A 16,484-nucleotide genomic window follows, 5' to 3' on the forward strand; every position below is an offset into this window, starting at 1 on the left:
AGGAAATCAGCTCGCCGACGCGCGAATCCGCCACACCGCCAGCCCCAGGCCCAGCAGCGCCACGCCAAACCAGGCGCCGCCAATGGCCATGTCCGTGCCCAGCCACAGCACACTGGCCACCGCCCCCACCAGCAACGCACCCGCACCCGCCGCCAGCAGCAGGTCGTGATAGGTGCGCGGGCGCTCCGGCAGCAGCAACAGCGCGCCAAACATGCCCAGCACCAGCGCGAGGATGCGGCGCAGCCAGACGAACGAGGGTGACTCGGGTACATCGGGTACCACGTCGACCAGATCGCGATCCCCCACCTGCACGTCAAAGCCCTTGCCGTCGGTGGCATGCACGGCGGGCACCAGCTGATCGCCGTCCAGCTGGGCGAACACGGTGATCTCCTGCGCCGGCACTGCCTCCCAGCTCACCCGCAGGTCACCCAGGCGTGGCTGCTCGGGCTTGGCGCTGGTCGTGAGGTAGCCGTTGTAGAGCGAAAAGCTGGCGGCCAGGTTCGGCGGCAGCGATTTCATATCGGGTGCCACCGGGTTGCTGCCGGGCAAGGCATGCAGCAACGCCGGCGACAGCGAATAGGCGCCGACGCGCACCTGCCCGGCGTCGAACTGCTTGCCCTGGATCGGGAAGCTCTCGGGGTTGGCGTGACCGATCGTGCGTTCGAAGCGGCGCGAATCCACCGGCCGGTCGACCCAGTCCAGCTCGTAATGCACATCGTCGCCGACGCGCACTTCGCGCCACTGGAACATCTCCACATGGCGGATCAGCACGGGCGCCTGCGCCCGCTGGCCGAACTCCGGATCGTACGGCGCCTCCACCACCCTGACCGGGCCGGCCACGCGCACCATGTAGCCATGCTGGCCGGCCTGCGGCGGCCCGCCGGCCCCCAGGTCGAGGATCTGCCCCCCGTGCCGCTGCGAGGCATGGCGATGATCCAGCAAGCCCTGCTCCGTCATCGCCACCAGGCCGACGCTGCCCAGCAACAGCAGCGCACCGAGCGCGCGTCGCAACCATTGCTGCATATCGGTTCCCCTCCCCTGCCGACTGCCCATGCCTGCTCCTATCCGCGCAGCTCGCGCCGTTCCTCGTCGGTGCCGTAGCGACCACGATCGTCGCGCACCACACGCGCCACCGCGCAATCGTGATCGTGCGTAAAGAACAGCCGCACCCCGCGCGCCAGCTTGTCGTCCAGGAAGGCGCGCTTCTCGTCGATCAGCTTTTCCGGCCAGCGGTCATAGCCCATGGTGATGGGCAGGTGCACCCAGAAGCGACCGGGAATCAGGTCCGCGCAGAACACCACGCCACCGACTTCGGCCAGCATCAGCCCCGGCGTATGGCCGTCCGAATAGCTGAAGCGCACGGACGCGCCCAAGGCCTTGGAAAACTCGCCCTCGACCCGCTCCAGCCGGCCACTGGCTTCCAGCAGCGGCTGCAGCTCCGGCACGAACGAGGCGCGATCGCGCGGATGCGGCTGCGATGCGCGGCGCCAGTGTTCGGCACCTACCAGATACGTCGCCTTGGGAAACAGCAGGCGCGGCGGTTGCCCCGCTTCCCATTCGGCAAGCAGGCCGCCGGCGTGGTCGAAGTGCAGGTGCGAAAGCACCACGACGTCGATGTCCTCGTGCGTCAGCCCCGCCTCGGCCAGCGAGTCGAGCAGCACATGGCGGTCTTCCACCACGCCGTAGCGCTCGCGCAACGCGGGCTCGAAGAACGCGCCGATGCCGGTTTCGAACAGCACGTTGCGGCCGTCCAGGTCCTTCACCAGCAGGCAGCGGCAGGCGAGCGGGATGCGGTTGTCCGCATCCGGCGCGATCCAGCGCGACCACAGCGCCTTAGGGGCATTACCGAACATCGCTCCGCCATCGAGCCGCTGCGAGTTGCCGATGAGCGACCACATTTCCATCGCTACTGCACCTTGCCCAGGCCCGACTCGCGGCGCGGATCGCTGGCCGCGTCGAGCTTGTTGGTCTTCAGGTCCCAGGTCACCACGTTCATGAAGCCCCAGGGGCTGCGGTCCTGCAAGGTGTAGCCCATGCGCGTCAGCGCCTCGGCGGTGGCCGGGTCGAACGCGCCCGGCTCCACGTCCACGCGATCGGGCATGTACTGGTGGTGGTAGCGCTTCTGCCCGGCGATGCCGGCAGCGTCCTTGCCATCGATGAAGGCGAGGATGCCTTCCAGTACCTGGGTGATGATGGTGGAACCGCCCGGCGAACCGATCACGCCGACGCGATCGGCGCCGAACACGATGCTCGGCGTCATCGACGACAGCATGCGCTTGCCCGGCGCCGGCGCATTCGCCACGCTGCCCAGCAGGCCATAGACGTTGGGCTTGTTCGGCACCAGCGCGAAGTCGTCCATCTCGTCGTTGAGCAGCACGCCGGTGCCGGCCGCCACGAAGGTGGAGCCCATGGTGTAGTTCACCGTGAGCGTGATGGAGGCGATATTGCCGTCCGCATCGATCACCGAGAAGTGCGTGGTGTGCATGCCCGGATCGACGCCGGTGCTGACCGGCAGCATCGACGACGGCGTGGCCTTGTCCGGCAAAATGGTCTGGCGCAGGCCGGCCGCGTAGTAAGGCGACAGCAGCATGTCCAGCGGCATCTTCACGAAGTCCGGATCGCCGAGGTAGTCGTTATGGTCGCGGAACGCGCGACGCATGGCCTCGATGACCAGGTGGATGCGATGGGCCTCGTCCAGCCGGGTCAGGTCGTAGCCCGAAAGAATATTGAGGATCTCGGCCACGGCAACGCCACCCGAGGACGACGGCGGCGCGGTCACCACGCGATAGCCGCGATAGTCCACGATGATCGGCGCGCGTTCCTTCACCTGGTAGTTCTCCAGGTCCTTGGCCGTCCAGTTGCCACCGGCGGCACGCACCGCATCGACCAGTTTCTTTGCCGTTTCGCCGCGATAGAAGCCATCGAAGCCGTGCTCGCCCAGCACTTCCAGCGTGCGGGCCTGTTCGGGATCGCGCCACAGCTGCCCCTTCACCGGCGGCTTGCCGTCGGGCAGGTACTTGGCCGCCGAAGCGGGCCAGCGGCGGATGTCCTGCTCGCGCTCGCCGATCGCGTTGACCAGTCGCCCGTCGGGTTCGAAGCCGTCGCGCGCGATGCGGATGGCCGGTGCCAGCGAATCCCTCAACGGCAGCTTGCCGTAGTGCGCCGCCAGCCACGCCAGGCCGGCCGGCTCGCCGGGAATGCCGGCCGAGAGCGGTCCGTTGAGCGCGGTATCGCGATTGGGCTCGCCGTTCTTGTCGAGGTAATCCTTGGGGTTCACTGCGGCGGGCGCCGTCTCGCGCGCGTCGATGAACACCTCGCGCCCGTCCGCGGCGCGGTGCAACACGGCCATGAAGCCACCGCCGATGCCGGAGCTCTCCGGCTCCACCACCGACAGCGTGGACGCCACCGCGATGGCCGCATCGAACGCGTTGCCGCCCTTGGCCAGCACTTCAAGGCCGGCTTCGGTGGCATGGAAATTGGCGCTGGCGATGCCGGCATGGCCGGGGCGTTGGGTCGGTAGGTGCGCGGCTGGCGGCGCGGCGGGGGAAACGGGTGGGCGGCTATCGGCGGCATAGGCGACGCTTGCGCCAAGCAACAAGCCAAGCAGCGTCACGCGCCAGTTCAACGAAACCCTCATGCGTCGTCCTTTGCGGCCATCAAATGGTGATACTTCAGTTCGAGCTGTTCATGCGACTCGGGGCGCTCGGGGTCGACGATGATGCATTCGACCGGACACACCTCCACGCATTGCGGCTGGTCGTAGTGACCGATGCACTCGGTGCACAACGCCGGTTCGATCACGTAGTACTCCTCGCCCAGCGAGATGGCCTTGTTCGGACAAACCGGTTCGCAGACGTCGCAATTGACGCAGGTGTCGAGGATTTTCAGGGACATTGCGCGAGTTTACACGCTGGGCGCCGAGGTTGCGGCGCACCGCCGCCGTTGCGAAAACGAAAAGGCCTGCGGCGCTTTCGCGCCGCAGGCCTTGAAACAAGCACTTGCCGTCGTAATTACATGTTGACGTAGCGCACGGTGGCGCCGGTCGGCTGCAGCACGGCGGACACCTTGTCCTTGTCGGCCGCATCGCCGATCACCAGCACGATCACGTCCTTGAACGCGCCCGGCTTGGCGTCCTTGAACGCATTGCCCACGAACTCGGCGGTCTTGGCCGAATCCGGGCCGGCGAACACCAGCATGTTGCCCGGCAGCACGCCACGGGCCACGGTGTCCTGCACCTGCTCGAGCTGGCGCTGGCGCAGCGCATTGGCGTCGTCGCTGTCGCCGGCCGGCACCAGGTACGGGTACGGGCGGTCAGCCGTCATGCCCTGCATGTTCTTCTGCACGATCTGGCCAAGGTAGGCGTTCCACGCCTTGGAATCGTTCGGATCGGTCGGCTTGGAAACGGCCTGGACCTGCTCGGTCGGCTGCTGGGCCTCTTCCTGCTGGCTGCAGGCGGTGATGGACAGCGTACCGGTAAGCGCGAGGGCGGCGAGGAGAGCGTACTTCTTCATGATGGTCACCTTGGATGGTGGAATCTGGGCGTTGAATCCGTTGGATGACTGGACCATCCAGCCGTCATGCGACGACACCGCCCCCGGGTGATGAGGTTGACGGCAACGGCGAAACCGTTGCCCCGACCCTTCTCGCGCCCCTGGTACGCGGCGAGTGACTGTCCTGTCCGCAGGATGCCGGCGAGGATACACGACGCCGGGCCGGGCCGACACCGCCGGACGTGTTGCAGTGCGGAGTTGGCGCTCAGTGCCAGCGCTGGCGCATGGCCTGCTGGACGGCCGGATGCACGAAGCCGGAAATGTCCCCGCCCAGGCGGCCGATCTCGCGCACCAGGGTGGAGGAAATAAAGCTGTATTGCTCCGCGGGGGTAAGGAACAGCGTCTCCGCCTGCGGAATCAGATGGCGATTCATGCTGGCCAGCTGGAACTCGTATTCGAAGTCGGACACGGCACGCAGGCCGCGGATGATCACGCCCGCCCCGACCTCGTCCACGAAGTGCGCCAGCAAGCCATCGAAACCACGTACTTCCACATTCTTCAGGTCGGCCAGCGCCAGGCGGGCCAGGGTGATGCGTTCGTTGAGACTGAAGCCCGGGCCCTTGCCCTTGTTGGGGCTTTCGGCCACCGCCACGATGATGCGATCGAACAGCGGCGCCGCCCGCGCCACCAGGTCCGCATGACCGTTGGTGATCGGGTCGAAGGTGCCCGGATAGACAGCGAGACGCGTATTGACCGGCGACTTGTTCACGTGACGGACCACTGGGGACAGGGGCGGCTAGCTTAGGCCCGATCGCGGCCTCCGCCTAGCCCGGCAATGAGCCCTTGAAAACCCTTCGGAAGCTACGCGAAACGCGGCCTGTCCCGCCTCGGCTTTATCGGGTCAGGCAGCCGCCAAAACCCGCCGATAAAGCGCATAACGCACCTCGCCCGCCGCGCCTTCCCGGTGCTCGACCCAGGTATTTGGCAAGCGCAACGCGCTGCTGCGGGGGGACTCCACGTAAATCCATGCGCCAGGCGCCAGCCAGCCGTCCTGCTCCAGCCGCTGCGCTATGGGTTCCCACATCGCCAGCGCAAATGGCGGATCAAGAAATACCAGCCCGTAGGGCTGGGCCGCGCCGTGCAGAAACGCCAGCGCATCGACCGCAGCCACCTGCCCGCCCGGCGCCTTCAGCCGGCTCAGGTTGTCGCGCAAGGCCTGCGCCGCCCTGGCGTCACGCTCCACGAACTGCACGCTGGCCGCGCCACGCGAGAGTGCCTCGATGCCCAGCGCGCCCGTGCCGGCGCAGAGGTCCAGGCAACGCGCCCCGGCAATGACCGGCGCCAGCCAGTTGAACAGGGTTTCGCGCACCCGCTCGGCGGTGGGCCGCAGGCCGGGCAGATCGGGTACGTCGAGACGGGAATTGCGCAGCTGGCCGCCAATGATGCGGATGCGCCCGGGGGCGCTCTTCATGGAAGCGCCGACTCAGCGGTCAGTACGGGTGGGGGTGGTAGCATGCCGCCCATTGTCTTTGAATCGCCGCCGCAATGCTCAAGTTCTGGAAGAAGAAACCCGCGCAAACGCCTCCGGGCCAGCCCGCCGCTCCCGCGGCCGAGCCCACGCCGGCAACGGGTTTCCCGCACGACACGGATGCCGCCTCGCTGGATCACGCCGCCCCCTTGCTGGACGAGGCCCTGGCCGAAACGCCGCCGCGCCCCGAAACGCCGGCGGAAGACGAGTCGTTCGAACGCACCGCCATCGCCGAGGCGGCGGCGCCCGCCAAGCGCAGCTGGCGCGAGCGTCTCTCCGGCAGCTCGTTCGCTCGCGGCCTGTCATCGCTGTTCAATCGCCACCCCAAGCTCGATGACGAGCTGCTGGACGAGCTGGAAACCACCCTCATCACCGCCGATGTCGGTATCGAGGCCAGCACTGCCCTGGTCGAAGACCTGCGCAAGCGCATGCACAAGCGCGAGTTCGCCGATGCCGGCGCATTGCTCGCCGCCTTGCGCCAGTCGCTGGTCACCCTGCTGCGTCCGGTGGCCCAGCCGCTCGCCGTTACCGGCAGCAAGCCATTCGTCATTCTTACCGTGGGCATCAACGGCGTCGGCAAGACCACCACCATCGGCAAACTGGCCCGCCGCTATCGCGACGAAGGCCACCAGGTGCTGCTGGCGGCCGGCGATACGTTCCGCGCCGCCGCCGTGGAACAGCTCAAGACCTGGGGCGAACGCAACCAGGTACCGGTGATTTCCCAGGGCCAGGACGCCGATGCCGCCAGCGTGATCTTCGATGCGCTGCAGGCCGCCCGCTCGCGCGGCGCCGACGTGCTCATCGCCGACACCGCCGGCCGCCTGCACACGCAGGGCGGCCTGATGGACGAGCTGGGCAAGATCGCCCGCGTGATGAAGAAGCTCGACGCCGAGGCGCCGCACGAGGTGCTGATGGTGATCGACGGGACCACCGGACAGAACGCAGTGAACCAGGTGCGCCAGTTCCGCCAGATTGTCGGCGTCACCGGCCTGGTCGTGACCAAGCTCGACGGCACCGCCAAGGGCGGCGTGGTGTTTGCGCTGGCGCGCGAGTTCGGCCTGCCGATCCGCTATGTGGGCCTGGGCGAAACGGCCACCGACCTGCGCGTGTTCGACGCCGATGCCTATGTCGATGGCCTGCTCCCGCAGAGCCTGGGTTGAGGAGCGCTGACCGGTGCCGCGCTGGCTCCGACTGACCTTGCTGATCGCCAGTAGCGCCACGCTGCTGCTGGTGGCGGTGGCGCTGGTCACCGTGCATGTCCTGCTGCAACCGGAGCGCATCACCGCCGTGCTGCAGACCCAGGCACGCGATGCCGGCCTGGAACTCAACCTCGCCAGCCCGGCCACGCCTGCCTTGTTCCCGCGTCCGGCACTGGAGCTCGAGGGCATCACGCTGAGTGCGCAAGGCGCGAGCATGCCGATTCTGCTGGCCGCACGCGGCACGCTTGCGCTGCCCTGGCGCACCCTGTTCCGGGGCGACACGGTGATCTCGCAGATGCAGATCGACTCGCCGCGCGTGGACCTGGATGCCCTGCAATCCTGGCTGGCCGACATGCCCTCCGGGCCGACCGCGCCGCCCGCGGAAATTCCGCGCATCGATGCCGGCATCCACATCACGCGCGGCAGCCTGGTGCGCGGCAACCAGCTGCTGCTCACCGACATGACGATGGACGCCGGCCGACTGGCGCCCGGCCATCCGTTCTCGATCACCATCGCCGCCAAGGATCCGCAGGACACGCCCATGCAGCTGCGCCTGTCGCTGACGCCGCACATCAAGGCGGGCGCACTGCAGCTCGACAACATTGCCCTGCGACTCACCCACGGCACCGCGCTTACCCTGCAGCTCACCGGTGACGCCCATTGGCATGGCGCCGCCGATGCCTCCGCGCATCTTTCCGGCAAGCTCGACCATGCCGACAGCGGCACCTACGTCACCGCGATCGAACTGGTGCCTGCCAACGAAAGCAATCCGCTCATGCTGTGGCTGAAGCTCGACGGCCCCGACAACCATGCCGACCTGCACCTGCCGCCGCTCGCCCTCGCCAACTGGTGGGCCCAACTCGACCACGACGATGGCCCGAAGCTGGCCGTACCGCCGGGCAATGGCCATGCCGAAATCGCCCGGATCGACACCGGCGACGTCAGCATCGAGGGCCTGACCATCCAGGCAGGCACCGATGTACCCGCAGCCGCCGCAAGCAGCCCCACACCGGCCAAGCCGGCGGCAGCCAAACCCGCACCCGCAAGCAAGACGCCATGAACCCGTTTGCCGCCGCATTGCTGGCCTGGTTCGATCACCACGGCCGCAAGGACCTGCCGTGGCAACAGCCGCGCGATGCCTATCGCGTGTGGCTGTCGGAAGTGATGCTGCAGCAGACGCAGGTAGTCACGGTGATTCCGTACTTCCAGCGTTTCATCGAGACCCTTCCCACGCTGCGCGACCTGGCGGCTGCCGACGAAGACACCGTGCTGGCATTGTGGTCGGGCCTTGGCTACTACCGTCGCGCCCGTTTCCTGCAACGCGCCGCGCAGATCTGCGTGGCGCAGCACGGCGGCGAGCTGCCGCGAGATTTCGATGCGCTCGCCGCCCTGCCCGGCATTGGCCGTTCCACTGCGGGCGCCATCCTCGCGCAAGCGCATGGCCTGCGCTTCCCCATTCTCGACGGCAACGTGAAGCGCGTGCTGACGCGCCACCTCGGCATCCATGGACACCCGGGCCAAAGTGCCGTGGAAAAAGTGCTGTGGCAGCACGCCGATGCACTCACCCCCAGCGAACGCGTGGCCGACTACACGCAGGCCATCATGGACCTGGGCGCCACGCTCTGCGTGCGCTCGCGCCCATCATGCGCCGCGTGCCCGCTGGCCGATACCTGCGTGGCCAAGCGCGACGGACTCACCGCCCAGCTGCCCAGCGCCAAGCCGTCCAAAGCCATACCCACGCGCGATACCGTGATGCTGATACTGCGCGATGCCAAGGGGCGCGTGCTGTTGGAGCGCCGCGGCCCGCAAGGCGTATGGTCGGGCCTGTGGAGCCTGCCCGAAGCCAGCGACCACGAAGGTGCATGGCGCCTCGCTCAGTCGTTCGCGCAGATCGACGACGCCCAAGCACTGCCCGCCTTTACGCACGTCTTCAGCCACTACCGCTTGCAGGTCGAGCCGCTGCTGTTCGACGAGGCGACAGCGCACCGGCGCATCGCCGATAATCCGTCCCTGCGCTGGTGTGACGCCGGCGACCGCGCCGCCCTCGGCCTGCCCGCCCCCGTGCGCAGCCTGCTGCAGGACCTCTGATACCCAACGCATGAGCCCCATCGCATGAGCCGCATCATTCACTGCGCCAAGCTTGGCCAAGACGCCGAAGGCCTGGACTTCGCCCCCTGGCCCGGCCCGCTCGGCCAACGCATCTACGCCGAAATCTCCAAACAGGCCTGGCAACAGTGGCTGGCCCACCAGACCATGCTGCTCAACGAATACCGCCTCAACCCGCTCGACCCCAAATCGCGCCAGTTCCTGAGCGCCGAAATGGAGAAATTCCTGTTCGGCGGTGAGGTAAAACAGCCCGAAGGCTACGTCGCCCCCGAGCAAGAGTCTTGACGAAGCGACCCGCTTCCGTTTTAATGCACGGCTCCACGCAGCGCCACGCGCGCTCGTAGACATTCTGGCCGGGTAGCTCAGTTGGTAGAGCAGGGGATTGAAAATCCCCGTGTCGGCGGTTCGATTCCGTCCCCGGCCACCATGATTTCAAGGGCTTGCAGCGATGCAGGCCCTTTTCATTTTTGAATCTCGACGATCTGGTTGCCATTCGGTTGCCGTTTGCTTTTGGCTCCCCTGCAATTGGCTAATCAACGCCCCCTCGGGGCGAAACAACCAGAATATCTATGCTCAACCGCCATTGGCTCCCTAAACTCTGTAGAGGCATGATGCCGAAATAGTTAGGTCAACATCCTTCTGCGCTTTACGCGCATCGCGGCTGACGCCGCGCTCACGAAGCCACACATAGAGACTGTGCGATGACACGCCGAGGCGCTCGGCCACCTAGGTGAGGGGTAGCCACGCTCGCTAACTTGCTTGACCGCTTCCGCCTTGAACTCGTCAGTGAAACGCTTGCTGGTCATAGATCCTCCGATCCTCAATAGACACTATCAGGTGTCTACGGAATCAGGGGCGTACCAGCCTAACTAAATAGCCGGGTTCAGCCTACAAACTAAACTCGCTTATATGAGCTTTTCTTTAATTACAGAGTCGAAACTGTCCGAGCCTGGCCCGCCTCTGCCCTAGAAGCATACGCAGCGTCGGCAGCTTCCGCGTGGCGGATCAACTCCACGGCAAAAGCCCGCATTTCATCTGCAGTGCCATGAAAGGTCACCTGCATTCCCGTGTAGTGACCGGAAGAGAATGCTAAAAAAACAGTTGGCTGGTCTGCTCGCATTGCACTAATGGTCACGCTAGTCGCCCCCATTCGCGCCACGTTTGGCGAGCTCAGGACCGTCTTCGTTGCACTTTCAATATTCATGATCTCTCTCTTCCATGTGGTCAGCCCATCGCAGCTGATGCAGAGGGCGAGCCTTCCCCACTCGCCGGGCCAATCACGTTTCCCCTAGCAGCTACTGCGCAGTGCGTCGCATTGCCACAATTACAATACTGCAATCTATCGTGTCATAAATCAATTTCTGATCCATGACAGGTATGTTTGGCAATGAAGCAAGAAGCAAGTTGCTGCCTGCCCTGAAGGGCATAAAACGCCAGCCAAATCGTCTAGCAGTGCCATGTCTAGCATTTGGCTAGCGATCCTTCGATTGCCACCATCCGGGTGCCGGATGCCCTGCGCCTTGCCCCAACTAAGGGCCAAATCCAATTGGTACTGAGCTTGCCCTCGAAAAAACGAATCCCTTGCTGAGCGTTTAAACTCAAGCAAGGAGAGTCAAGAAAATGAGCAAGACGACGCGGGCGCGGTACACGCTCTAATTCAAGCTGGAAGCGGTTCGGCTGGTCAAAGCCGGTCAGAGCGTTGCGGCCGTGACCGCGACGCTGGACGTGCCAGCGCAGTCGATTTCCAACTGGGTCAAGGCTGAGCAGGAAGGCAAGCTTGGCGGAGCGGGTACGAAGCCGGCGAGCCCGGAGCAGATAGAGTTGTCGAGACTTCGTGCCGAAATGGCGCGGCTGAAGATGGAGCGCGACATCCTAAAAAAGCCTGTGCGTACTTCGCGCAGGACTCGACGTGAAGTACGCGTTCATCGAACGCAATCGCCGTCACTGGCCGATTTCGGTGTTATGCGAAGTACTCGATGTGAGCCCCAGCGGCTTTCATCAGCGGCGCCAACGTATCACGCAGCACAAGCCGCACCGGCGCACATCAAGGCGATTCACGCGGAGGTCAAGGGCGAATACGGGTGGCCGCGCATGTGGAAAGAGCTGGTTGCACGCAGCGTACGCGTGGGCAAGGAGCGAGTTCGCAAGCTGATGGCGCAGCATGGTATTCGCGCACGGCACAAGCGCAAGTACATCGCGACGACGAACTCGAACCACAACCTGCCGGTCGCTCCGAACCTGTTGGAGCGCAACTTCGCGGCGACAGCGCCGAATCAGGTCTGGACGAGCGACATCACGTATGTGGCGACGGCCGAAGGTTGGCTGTATCTGGCCGTCATCATCGACCTGTTCAGCCGGCAGGTGGTGGGCTGGTCGATGCAGCCGCATATGAAGGCCGAGATGGTCACGGACGCGCTGCGCATGGCATGGTTCCGGCGCCGCCCCGAAGCCGGCGTGATTGTGCATAGCGACCGCGGTAGCCAGTATTGCAGCGGACTCTTCCAGGACACGCTCAAGGCGTACGGCATGCGTTCATCGATGAGCCGGCGCAGCGATTGTTGGGATGCGCCGACCGAAAGCCTGTGGGGTTCGCTGAAGGTCGCACGACTGCACGGTCAGCACTTCGCGACGCGGCGTGCCGCGATGGATGAAATCATCGACTGGCTTGGCTTCTACAATGCCCGCCGACTGCATTCGACATTGAACTACGTCAGCCCCATGACGTTCGAGAAGAATTGGGCCGACGCTCAGCGAGGGCAAGGGGCAAGGTCAAACAAGCTCTGGCCAATGGAAGGAAGACGCGCGTAGTCAATCTGCTCAAGGGTGGCTCGGAGTTGTCGACGTTCTATATTGTTGATGATCAAAACCTATGGATACAGATACTTTGTGCGCCAGATCGGGGACAGTGGCACGGACGCATTGACGGATTCCGAGTCATCGTTCCCGATACTCAATCAGTATCGAAATTGCCATCGGCCGAGAATTGTCCGAGCGACCCTCTCCATACCGGTCTAGATACAAGCCCTAGTCCGGGCTAATGGCCATAACGACCTTGCTGCGGGGCAGCTCGAATCACCACGCCCCTCCGAAACCAACAGCAATGCTCGTCAGCCTTCAACCGCCGAGTACAACCGCTCGGGCAGATAGCCGCGCAAGGCGGCGGCGTCGAGGTGAACGAGGTTCTTGTCCACTTCGAGCAAGACGCGTTGACGCATCGGCGCATCCAGCCGATCGCGAATGACGCCGAGGAAGGCAGGCGCCGCGATCAGCACGAGCGCATCGAAGCGGCCATCGTTGCAGCCCTTCTTCAGGAACCGGGCCAGCTCGAGGGCAAAGATGGCCGCTTCCTGCTCCGTTGCCGTGGTATCGGGATCTTCGGCGTGACGCCCAGGCCCGAAGCGATCAAAGGCACGTCCCGGCTTGTCAGAAACCAACTCGTGGTCCTGCAGACGGCCTTCGGGATGGATGAATGAGTCCAGCTCTCGCAGCGGGCCCATGGGCTGAGTGGCCTGGAACAACCGCGCCACCGCGCGGTTGGCGACCACGATCCACACGGTCTTTTTCATCACGCGCTCCTAGGCCGTTTCACCAGGAATGCCATGCGCTGTACTGCGCCAATGGCATGCGGCTGGTCATCGGCATCAGCGGCAGGTTCCGCGCAAAGGCGTCAAGCGGGCGTGAGCAGTTTATCCGTGCCGCCAGCGATGGGAGCGGCAACCGTGTTGTTGATCATCGCCGGTAAAAATGGACAGCATGGCCCATGGGGGCGACGTTACTTGTCCTTCGCAGGTCCCTTTCCTTCCGCCCACGGCCACAGCTTGCCCCACTGGGCCACGATGTCGTTCCACGGCGTGTTGGCCAAACCGACATCGCCCACGCTTCCCAGTGCACGGGCAGTGTCCTGCTGCCAGGTCTGGATCGCCTCCTGCAGACCCTGCGCGAAATGCGCCTGTACATTGGCTGCAATCTGGTTGTTGACCGTGCTGTCGCCCATCCTCTGCTGAAGCAGACGCCGGAAGGTTTCGGCCGGCATCGTCGCCAGCGCTTGCCAGTCCTGCGCCTTCAGCAGCTGCTCCACCTTCGACTGCGACTCGGCGATGCCGTCGTCGACCGCGCGACTGGACAGCTCCAGCCATTTCTTCCAGTTCTCCATCACCAGCTTGCTTATGCGCAACTGAAGCTCGGCATTGGCTTTGTAGAGGTTGAGCGGCAGATCGCTTTGGGTAGTCATGATCCAGGGCCTCGATGGTCGACAGCACGCATGCATTGCGGCAAGCGGAATCAGAAAAGCCAGACCACCAGACACTAGCGTTGGCGTCGTGATGCCGGTGTCACGGCAACCGGGCGGGCACGGCACTGGCCGGGTTATTCCCGTTAGTTCAGCGATTGGACGGCCAAAGCACGTAGCGCCGAGCACGAGAAGATGGCGCGCGCGAAACTGTCCGCCGGGGGCCATACCCACGTGCGCGATGTGATTTGAAGGAAGGTTTCTGGCGACCGCCAAGGCGGATGAACAAGCCGGCGGACAAGAGCGTGGCGTTACAGCCCACCCTGGATACAGGCCGGATCATCGGCACCGACCGGCATGGGTCGAGGTCGCGATCGACAGGGCTGGTGGCGACGTGGCGCCCCGCCTCGCGGCACGTGCAGCACATAGACCGTCGTGATCGACTGGTAGCCCAGGTGCGGCGATGACACCGCACCTGGGCCTGGTGCTATCGAACGACTACGCTTAGAGCGCAGCGTCCTTGAGCTTCTTCAGCGGGCGAACCTTCAGCTTCACCGTGGCGGGCTTGGCAGCAAACCACTGCTCTTCCTTGGTGAAGGGGTTGATGCCCTTGCGCTTCGGCTTGGCCGGCACGCTGACAGCGGTGATCTTCAGCAGGCCCGGCAAGGTGAAGTGGCCGGCACCCTTCTTGTGCACCGAACCGGTCACGGCTGCCTCGAGCGACGCCAGCACGGCGCGCACGTCCTTGGCGATCACGCCGCTGGTTTCAGCGATGTGAGCGACCAGGCCCGACTTGCCCAGGGCTTCCTTGATCGGCTTGTGGACGACTGCCTTGGCGGCGGTCTTCGGAGCTGCCTTCGGAGCGGCCTTCTTCTTTGCTACGGCTTTCTGCGCCTTCGCCATACATTTCCCCGTGGTCATCAAGATGATGGTGTGTTCAATGCCTCTCGGCATTGCGGAATGTATGGCATGCCAGCCCATCGCGCCAAGCTGCAAGACGGAAAAAATGCGGTTTTTTTGCAGTTCCGGTCAGGCGGGGGTGAAGAAAGTCACGATTGCGGGCTCCGCAAGCCTGTTTTCTAGGACTTTTCCGAGGGAAGCACCACCCGGCCGCCGCCTCCCGGCAAGGCCCGGCTATGGACCCGTGGCGCGGACGCTGTCTACTATCGAGGTTCGTTTCCCCGCCTGGTGGTAACCATGAAGCGTCTGGCCTTATCCGTGCTTGCCCTGTCCGTGTCGACGGTGCTGTTCGCCGCATCGACCACGCCGACCATCGACCCGCACCGCTTGTCGGACGAGGTCAAAACCCTGTCCTCCGATGCCTTTGAAGGTCGCGGGCCTGCCACGGCAGCCGAGACCAAGACCATCGACTACATGATCGCCCAGTTCAAGGCGGCCGGTGTCCAGCCCGGAGGCGACCTCAAGAACGGCAAGCGCGAGTGGACCCAGGCCGTGCCGCTGCTGCAGTCGGACATCGTCGGCAAGCCAGCCTTGTCCTTCACCGTCAACGGCAAGACCGAGGACCTTACCCAGGGCAAGGAAATCGCCGTGCGCTCCGCGCTGGACGGCTCCAAGGCCGTGGCGATCAACAACGCGCCGCTGGTGTTCGTCGGCTACGGCGTGAAGGCGCCGGAGCGCAACTGGGACGACTTCAAGGGCGTGGACCTGCACGGCAAGATCGCCGTGGTGCTGATCAACGACCCGGACTTCGAGACCGGCGTGGGTGATTTCGGCGGCAAGGCCATGACCTACTACGGCCGCTGGACCTACAAGTACGAGGAAGCCGCCCGCCAGGGCGCCGCCGGCATGCTGATCATCCACGAGACCGCGCCGGCCTCCTACGGCTGGGCCACGGTGGCCAATTCCAACACCAACACCCAGTTCGACGTGGTGCGCGACCATCCCTCCAGCGTGCACACGCCGGTGGAAGCGTGGATCCAGCGCGACGTGGCGGTGGACCTGTTCAAGGCCGCCGGCCTGGATTTCGAGGCGCTGAAGAAGCAGGCGCAGACGCGCGAGTTCAAGCCGGTGGTGCTCAAGGGCGAGACCTTCTCGGCCAACTACAAGATCGACTCCAAGGTGATCACCTCGCACAACATCGTGGCGCGCATCGAAGGCAGCAAGCGCCCCGATGAAACCGTGATCTACAGCGCGCACTGGGATCACCTGGGCATAGGCGCGCCCGATGCCACCGGCGACAAGATCTACAACGGCGCCGTGGACAACGCCACCGGCACTGCCGCGCTGATCGAGCTGGCCCGCGCCTTCGCCAGCCAGCCCAGGCCGGAGCGTTCGGTGGTGTTCCTCAATGTCACGGCCGAGGAAAAGGGCCTGCTCGGCTCCGAGTACTACGCGACCAAACCGCTCTATCCGCTAGCCAAGACCGTGGCCGATATCAACATGGATGCGCTCGACCCGCACGGGCCGGCACGCGACTTCACCATTTCCGGCAGCGCCAAGCTCGACCTGCTCGATGAGCTGACCGATACGGCCAAGCAGTGGAACCTGACCTACGAGCCTGATCCGAAGCCGGAAGCGGGCCACTTCTTCCGCTCCGATCACTTCTCCTTCGCCAAGCGCGGCGTGCCGGCCATTTCGTTCGGCTCGGGCAACGACTGGGTCGATGGCGGCCTGGCCGCCGGCAAGGCCGCCGAGGAAGAGTACGTCGCCAAGCACTACCACCAGCCGTCGGACGAGTGGCAGGCAAGCTGGCAGTTCACCGGCATGGCGCGCGACCTGCAGATCCTCTACACGCTGGGCAGCCAGCTGGCCAATTCCGACACCTGGCCCAACTGGAGCAAGGATTCGGAGTTCCGCGCCGCCCGCGACGCCACCGCCGCACAGCGCAAGTAAACGCGCCCTGCGTGTATCGAGATCGGCCCGCAGCGATGCGGGCCGTTTTTCTATCGGGCGAGGTGCATTTTCACGTCACG

At 64.9% G+C, this 16,484-nt stretch carries 17 protein-coding genes, 1 tRNA gene and 1 pseudogene; 7 read left to right on the top strand and 12 right to left on the bottom strand.

From position 1 onward, the window contains the following. Positions 1–6 precede the first annotated feature (6 nt). From MJ606_RS01625 to rsmD, 7 genes are all read right to left on the bottom strand, one after another. Complete coding sequence (locus MJ606_RS01625; protein ID WP_243047670.1) at positions 7–1,023, bottom strand: TMEM43 family protein; 1,017 nt, start codon at positions 1,021–1,023, stop codon at positions 7–9. A gap of 38 nt (positions 1,024–1,061) precedes the next feature. After that, positions 1,062–1,904: an MBL fold metallo-hydrolase gene (locus tag MJ606_RS01630; RefSeq protein WP_243047671.1), complete on the bottom strand. Its 843-nt coding sequence runs from the start codon at positions 1,902–1,904 to the stop codon at positions 1,062–1,064. 2 nt (positions 1,905–1,906) lie between these two features. Then, entirely contained in the window at positions 1,907–3,637 is a 1,731-nt protein-coding gene (gene ggt / locus MJ606_RS01635; protein WP_243047672.1) for a gamma-glutamyltransferase, read from the bottom strand. Next, positions 3,634–3,894 (bottom strand): YfhL family 4Fe-4S dicluster ferredoxin, encoded by a 261-nt coding sequence (locus MJ606_RS01640; RefSeq protein ID WP_243047673.1) that lies wholly within the window; start codon positions 3,892–3,894, stop codon positions 3,634–3,636. Before MJ606_RS01640 ends, ggt begins: the two co-directional genes overlap by 4 nt. Positions 3,895–4,010: 116 nt before the next feature. Next, positions 4,011–4,511: a hypothetical protein gene (locus tag MJ606_RS01645; RefSeq protein WP_243047674.1), complete on the bottom strand. Its 501-nt coding sequence runs from the start codon at positions 4,509–4,511 to the stop codon at positions 4,011–4,013. A 244-nt stretch (positions 4,512–4,755) separates the two neighbouring features. After that, complete coding sequence (gene coaD, locus MJ606_RS01650; protein WP_243047675.1) at positions 4,756–5,259, bottom strand: pantetheine-phosphate adenylyltransferase; 504 nt, start codon at positions 5,257–5,259, stop codon at positions 4,756–4,758. Between the two features lie 132 nt (positions 5,260–5,391). Beyond that, the gene (gene rsmD, locus MJ606_RS01655; protein ID WP_243047676.1) at positions 5,392–5,961 is read right to left on the bottom strand and encodes a 16S rRNA (guanine(966)-N(2))-methyltransferase RsmD; all 570 of its coding nucleotides are present in this window, start codon (positions 5,959–5,961) and stop codon (positions 5,392–5,394) included. A 74-nt stretch (positions 5,962–6,035) separates the two neighbouring features. On the opposite strand from rsmD, the gene ftsY reads away from it, so the two are divergent. The 5 genes from ftsY to MJ606_RS01680 all read left to right on the top strand — a co-directional run bounded on the left by ftsY (position 6,036) and on the right by MJ606_RS01680 (position 9,750). After that, entirely contained in the window at positions 6,036–7,178 is a 1,143-nt protein-coding gene (gene ftsY / locus MJ606_RS01660; protein ID WP_243047677.1) for a signal recognition particle-docking protein FtsY, read from the top strand. Between the two features lie 13 nt (positions 7,179–7,191). Continuing rightward, complete coding sequence (locus MJ606_RS01665; protein ID WP_243047678.1) at positions 7,192–8,277, top strand: AsmA family protein; 1,086 nt, start codon at positions 7,192–7,194, stop codon at positions 8,275–8,277. After that, a complete protein-coding gene (mutY, locus tag MJ606_RS01670) occupies positions 8,274–9,305 on the top strand; it encodes an A/G-specific adenine glycosylase (RefSeq protein ID WP_243047679.1) in 1,032 nt (343 codons plus the stop codon). Before MJ606_RS01665 ends, mutY begins: the two co-directional genes overlap by 4 nt. A gap of 24 nt (positions 9,306–9,329) precedes the next feature. Further along, positions 9,330–9,608, top strand: coding sequence for an oxidative damage protection protein (locus MJ606_RS01675; RefSeq protein WP_243047680.1), 279 nt, complete (start codon positions 9,330–9,332; stop codon positions 9,606–9,608). 66 nt (positions 9,609–9,674) lie between these two features. Next, positions 9,675–9,750: transfer RNA gene (locus tag MJ606_RS01680), tRNA-Phe, on the top strand. Positions 9,751–10,052: 302 nt separating this feature from the next. Here the strand turns inward: MJ606_RS01680 and MJ606_RS01685 are convergent. Together MJ606_RS01685 and MJ606_RS01690 are read right to left on the bottom strand one after the other, a co-directional pair. Further along, a pseudogene (locus tag MJ606_RS01685) lies at positions 10,053–10,129 on the bottom strand (transposase); the annotation flags it as partial. A gap of 119 nt (positions 10,130–10,248) precedes the next feature. Next, positions 10,249–10,527 carry a hypothetical protein gene (locus tag MJ606_RS01690; RefSeq protein ID WP_243047681.1) on the bottom strand — a complete coding sequence of 93 codons (279 nt, stop codon included), beginning with the start codon at positions 10,525–10,527 and terminating at the stop codon, positions 10,249–10,251. Between the two features lie 458 nt (positions 10,528–10,985). On the opposite strand from MJ606_RS01690, the gene MJ606_RS01695 reads away from it, so the two are divergent. Beyond that, a complete protein-coding gene (locus MJ606_RS01695) occupies positions 10,986–12,131 on the top strand; it encodes an IS3 family transposase (RefSeq protein ID WP_279236644.1) in 1,146 nt (381 codons plus the stop codon). 299 nt (positions 12,132–12,430) lie between these two features. On the opposite strand, the gene MJ606_RS01700 is transcribed toward MJ606_RS01695, so the two are convergent. The 3 genes from MJ606_RS01700 to MJ606_RS01710 form a co-directional block, all read right to left on the bottom strand. After that, the gene (locus MJ606_RS01700; protein WP_243047683.1) at positions 12,431–12,877 is read right to left on the bottom strand and encodes a host attachment protein; all 447 of its coding nucleotides are present in this window, start codon (positions 12,875–12,877) and stop codon (positions 12,431–12,433) included. A 218-nt stretch (positions 12,878–13,095) separates the two neighbouring features. Next, positions 13,096–13,554, bottom strand: coding sequence for a phasin family protein (locus MJ606_RS01705; protein ID WP_243047684.1), 459 nt, complete (start codon positions 13,552–13,554; stop codon positions 13,096–13,098). A 501-nt stretch (positions 13,555–14,055) separates the two neighbouring features. Next, positions 14,056–14,454, bottom strand: a complete 399-nt coding sequence (locus tag MJ606_RS01710; RefSeq protein WP_243048559.1) for an HU family DNA-binding protein — start codon at positions 14,452–14,454, stop codon at positions 14,056–14,058. A 294-nt stretch (positions 14,455–14,748) separates the two neighbouring features. Between MJ606_RS01710 and MJ606_RS01715 the strand changes: the two genes are divergently transcribed. Next, positions 14,749–16,404 carry a M28 family metallopeptidase gene (locus MJ606_RS01715; protein ID WP_243047685.1) on the top strand — a complete coding sequence of 552 codons (1,656 nt, stop codon included), beginning with the start codon at positions 14,749–14,751 and terminating at the stop codon, positions 16,402–16,404. Positions 16,405–16,484: the final 80 nt, after the last annotated feature.

It is taken from the genome of Dyella sp. RRB7, from assembly GCF_022761115.1.
Classification (GTDB): domain Bacteria; phylum Pseudomonadota; class Gammaproteobacteria; order Xanthomonadales; family Rhodanobacteraceae; genus Dyella.